The 3,304-nt window shown below is 71.4% G+C and carries 6 protein-coding genes; 1 reads left to right on the top strand and 5 read right to left on the bottom strand.

What is annotated here, in order from left to right:
• Window positions 1-429, top strand: a 429-nt coding sequence (locus D7X55_RS37665) for a folate-binding protein YgfZ (RefSeq protein WP_304988917.1), incomplete at its 5' end; no start/stop codon positions are given.
• On the opposite strand, the gene D7X55_RS37670 is transcribed toward D7X55_RS37665, so the two are convergent.
• The 5 genes from D7X55_RS37670 to D7X55_RS37690 form a co-directional block, all read right to left on the bottom strand.
• Window positions 416-952, bottom strand: a complete 537-nt coding sequence (locus D7X55_RS37670; RefSeq protein WP_121725551.1) for a hypothetical protein — start codon at window positions 950-952, stop codon at window positions 416-418. The two genes, D7X55_RS37665 and D7X55_RS37670, sit on opposite strands and share 14 nt — an antisense overlap.
• A 34-nt stretch (window positions 953-986) precedes the next feature.
• Complete coding sequence (locus D7X55_RS37675; protein ID WP_147468296.1) at window positions 987-1,262, bottom strand: hypothetical protein; 276 nt, start codon at window positions 1,260-1,262, stop codon at window positions 987-989.
• Window positions 1,263-1,300: 38 nt separating this feature from the next.
• On the bottom strand, window positions 1,301-2,110 hold the full coding sequence (locus tag D7X55_RS37680) for a sigma-70 family RNA polymerase sigma factor (protein WP_121725553.1): 810 nt from the start codon (window positions 2,108-2,110) through the stop codon (window positions 1,301-1,303).
• A gap of 128 nt (window positions 2,111-2,238) precedes the next feature.
• Window positions 2,239-2,700, bottom strand: a complete 462-nt coding sequence (locus tag D7X55_RS37685; protein ID WP_121725554.1) for a DsrE family protein — start codon at window positions 2,698-2,700, stop codon at window positions 2,239-2,241.
• 84 nt (window positions 2,701-2,784) lie between these two features.
• A partial coding sequence (locus D7X55_RS37690) for a DsrE family protein (RefSeq protein ID WP_121725555.1) occupies window positions 2,785-3,304 on the bottom strand: 520 nt, incomplete at its 5' end.

Consider the following 3,304-nt stretch of genomic DNA (forward strand, 5'->3'; position numbering starts at 1 on the left):
GACGGGGTGAAGCCGGTGGGGTTCGACGCGCTGGAGCGGGTGCGGGTGGAGGCGGGGGTGCCGCGCTACGGGCAGGACATGGTGGACACCACCATCCCGCTGGAGGCGAACCTGACGAACGCCATCTCCTACAACAAGGGTTGCTACATCGGGCAGGAAGTGATTGCCCGGGCCACCTTCCGCGGCCACATGAACCGCAAGCTGGCGGGGCTGCTGCTGGGTGAGAAGGACGTGGCGCCCGGCACGGAGCTGCGCCGGGGTGAGAAGAAGGTGGGCTGGGTCACGAGCGTGGTGACGTCACCGGTGAAGGGCCAGCGGGTGGCGCTGGGCTACGTGCACCGCGACTCGCTGGAGCCGGGCACGGAGCTGACGCTGGGCGAAGGCGCGGGCACGGTGACGGTGGCCGCCCTGCCCTTCACCGCGGCGTAGGCGGCGCCACTTCGTCCTCTCCAAGCAGCCACACCTCCGTTCCTCGCGGAAGGTCCTGCTTGGAGAGCGTGCGGAAGCAGAGCACGTGCCGAGGCCTTGAGCGGAACGAGCCGAGCGGAACCTGCGCCAGCGCGCCAGCGTGCAGGACGTCGCCCTCCGGCCGCCGCAACGCCACGCGGACCTCCAACTGTACCTGCTCCCCCAGGTCCACGTCGGGCACGACGAGGACTCCGCGCCCCTGGATGGCGAAGGTGTCCTCAACCACCAGAAGCAGCCGCGCGCCGGGAACGGGAGCCGCCGGCGCCGGGCGCGCTTCCATCTTGAGCGGGAACCGGCAGAGCCTGACGGCGCTCGAGCACCCGGTGCAGTCGAGGCTGGCGGACGCGAGCGCCCCGTGGTGGACGTACTCAATCCGGACCGGGCTGCCACAGCTCGGACAGAGCACCGGGTCGGGGAGCGGCTCCCAGGTCGCCACGCGACGCTCCAATTCGTCCCAGTCCAGCGGCTGCGCGGGTGAGGTCATCGCTGCTTTCCTCGCAACGGCGCTTGAATGAGGCTCATGGGGAGTTCGCATCGCAGTACACGTACTTCGTCCCCACGGAGCAGCCTGCGGAGGCGCACTGCGGATCCTTCTTCGCCTCCTGGTCCTTTTCAATGAGCGCCTGGAGGTCATCCCCGTTCTCGCAGGACAGACACTCCACCTTGGGCTCCACCCCGCCACAGCAGCCGCAACCACAGGCGACATACGTGGCGGTGCAGTCCGGCGGAGCGTCGGACGCCTGGCAGCCCCACCCCAGCGCGCCCGCCAGCAGCAGCCCCATGAGCATTCGCATGCGGTGAAGATAGATTCGGACGCCTTGCGCCTGCCCCTTCACGGCCTCGTCGCCTGAGACAGCGCCTGGCGCACGGCCGCGCGCACGGGCGCGGGCACCTCATCCCCCGGGATGCGCCGGCACAGGGACACCGTGCGCTTGAGCGAGTCGCACGCGGCGGCGCAGCGTGGGCAGCGCGACAGGTGGTCCTCCAGCCGCACGCAGGTGGCCTGATCCACCTCCCGCGCGGCGAACGCGGAGAGCTCCTGCGCCAGCTCCGGGCACGCCGGGGCCTGTCCCGGGGCCCCCTCCCCCATCAGCGTGGAGAGGTGTTCGCGCAACTGGAGCCGCGCGCGGTGCAGCCGGCTCTTGAGCGCCCGCACCTCGATGCCCACCACCTTCGCCGCCTCCTCCGCGGAGAGGCCCTCCACGTCCCGGAGGATGAGCACCTCCCGATGGGCCTCCGGCAGCGCGAGGATGGCCGCCTGCAACACCTCCCCCATCTGCCGCGCATGGGAGACCATGTCCGGGGTGGCCTCCTCCGCGGCGACGTGGGTGGCGGCGGGGGAGTCGAGGGGATGGAACTCCTCGGGCGCTCCGACGCGCTTGCGGCGCAGGCGGAAGCAGTGCGTGCGGGCAACCTGAAACAGCCACGTGGACAGCTCCGCGTCGCCCCGGAACGCATGGAGGCCCCGGAAGGCCGCGAGCAGCGTCTCCTGGAGCACCTCCCTGGCGTCCTCCTCCGAGCCGCACATGCGCAGGCCAAAGCGGTACACCTGCTTCTCGTGGCGGGCGAGGACTTCATCCAGCGCCTGGTCGTCGCCAGCGCGCGCGGCCTCCACCAGCTGCTCATCGGTTCGCGTCGTCATCGCCCGGTCGCCTCCTCCACAGGTCCCCGTCACGTCCGAGGCGAAGACCGCCCGGCCGTGAGGATGCCTTCCTGGCCATCCCCACGAGGAGACATAGCGGGAACCTGGCGCCGGTGCTGAAGGGACATTTAGTAGCGGATGGCCTGATAGCCCTCGGCCACCAGGCGCGAAAGCTCCGCCACGCCGTTGTCCACCACCTCCGCCTCCGGCTGGAGCTTCTTCGGGTCGATGCCGAACTTCGCGAGCGCGTTGCCGCAGGCCACCAGCCGGACGCCCGCGGCCTTCGCGGCCTGGGCCTCCTTGCGGACCGCCTCCGGAACGGCCTTGACCGTCGGATCCAACGCCACCACCGCGCGGCCGTAGCTCAGCCACACCACGTCCGACAGGTAGCCGGACTCCTTGGCCGTCTTCGCGTGCCGGAAGGAGCTGGAGAGCGTGCCGATGTCCTCCAGGCCCGTGGTGGACACGAAGACGAGCTTGCCCTGTTGCGCGGGCGCCTTCTTCCCGGGGGACTGGGACGGCGCCGCGGCGATGGCGGCGAGCGGGATGATGACGAGCGCGGCGAGGACGAGCAGCACGTTGCGATTCATTCGAGGAGCTCCACTTCGGGGTTGAGACCGAGGACACGAGGCGACGGAGTTGAAGTTCCCGCGCCCCCCGAATGCCCCTGGCGGTCAGAGCTCCACCGAGCGAAAGCCCTCGGCCTGACGCTGGAGGGCCTCCACGAGGCCGTTCTCCACCACCTCCACCGAGGGGGACAGCGTGTCCGGGGCAATCCCCTTCTCCTTCAGGGTGAGCCCGCACGCGACCACCCGGATGCCGGCCTGCTTCGCCTCGGCGAGACGGGCCTCCATCGCGTCCCCCGCGAGGAGCGAGGTGATCGCGGGCCCGCACACCAGCACCTCGACTTCGCGCGCGGGGAAGCCACGCCCGCCGAGCGACTGCTGGCCGGTGGCCAGCGCGGCCTTGAGCTGGGGCGGCTGCTGCACGAGGAAGAGCTCCCGCTCCGAGGCGCCCGCGCCGCGTCTGGCCGAGGCACCGGGGGCAGGCGGCTGCCCTGCGAGCGCCGGTAGCGCCAGGGCCACCGCCAGGGCACCCACCGCCCCCACCAGGGGCAGCCGGAGCCGAGGGCGCGGGGTCAGCCAGGCATCGACGCTGAAGGCCCCTCCCCCCTCCACGGCCCAGTGCAGCAGT

It is taken from the genome of Corallococcus sp. AB049A (genome assembly GCF_003668885.1).
Taxonomy (GTDB): domain Bacteria; phylum Myxococcota; class Myxococcia; order Myxococcales; family Myxococcaceae; genus Corallococcus; species Corallococcus interemptor.

Excerpts from the sequence above, each read along its gene's own strand:
- D7X55_RS37685 (WP_121725554.1), bottom strand. The coding sequence starts at position 2,700 with ATGAATCGCAACGTGCTGCTCGTCCTCGCCGCGCTCGTCATCATCCCG.
- D7X55_RS37670 (WP_121725551.1), bottom strand. The coding sequence starts at position 952 with ATGACCTCACCCGCGCAGCCGCTGGACTGGGACGAATTGGAGCGTCGC.
- D7X55_RS37675 (WP_147468296.1), bottom strand. The coding sequence starts at position 1,262 with ATGCGAATGCTCATGGGGCTGCTGCTGGCGGGCGCGCTGGGGTGGGGC.
- D7X55_RS37680 (WP_121725553.1), bottom strand. The coding sequence starts at position 2,110 with ATGACGACGCGAACCGATGAGCAGCTGGTGGAGGCCGCGCGCGCTGGC.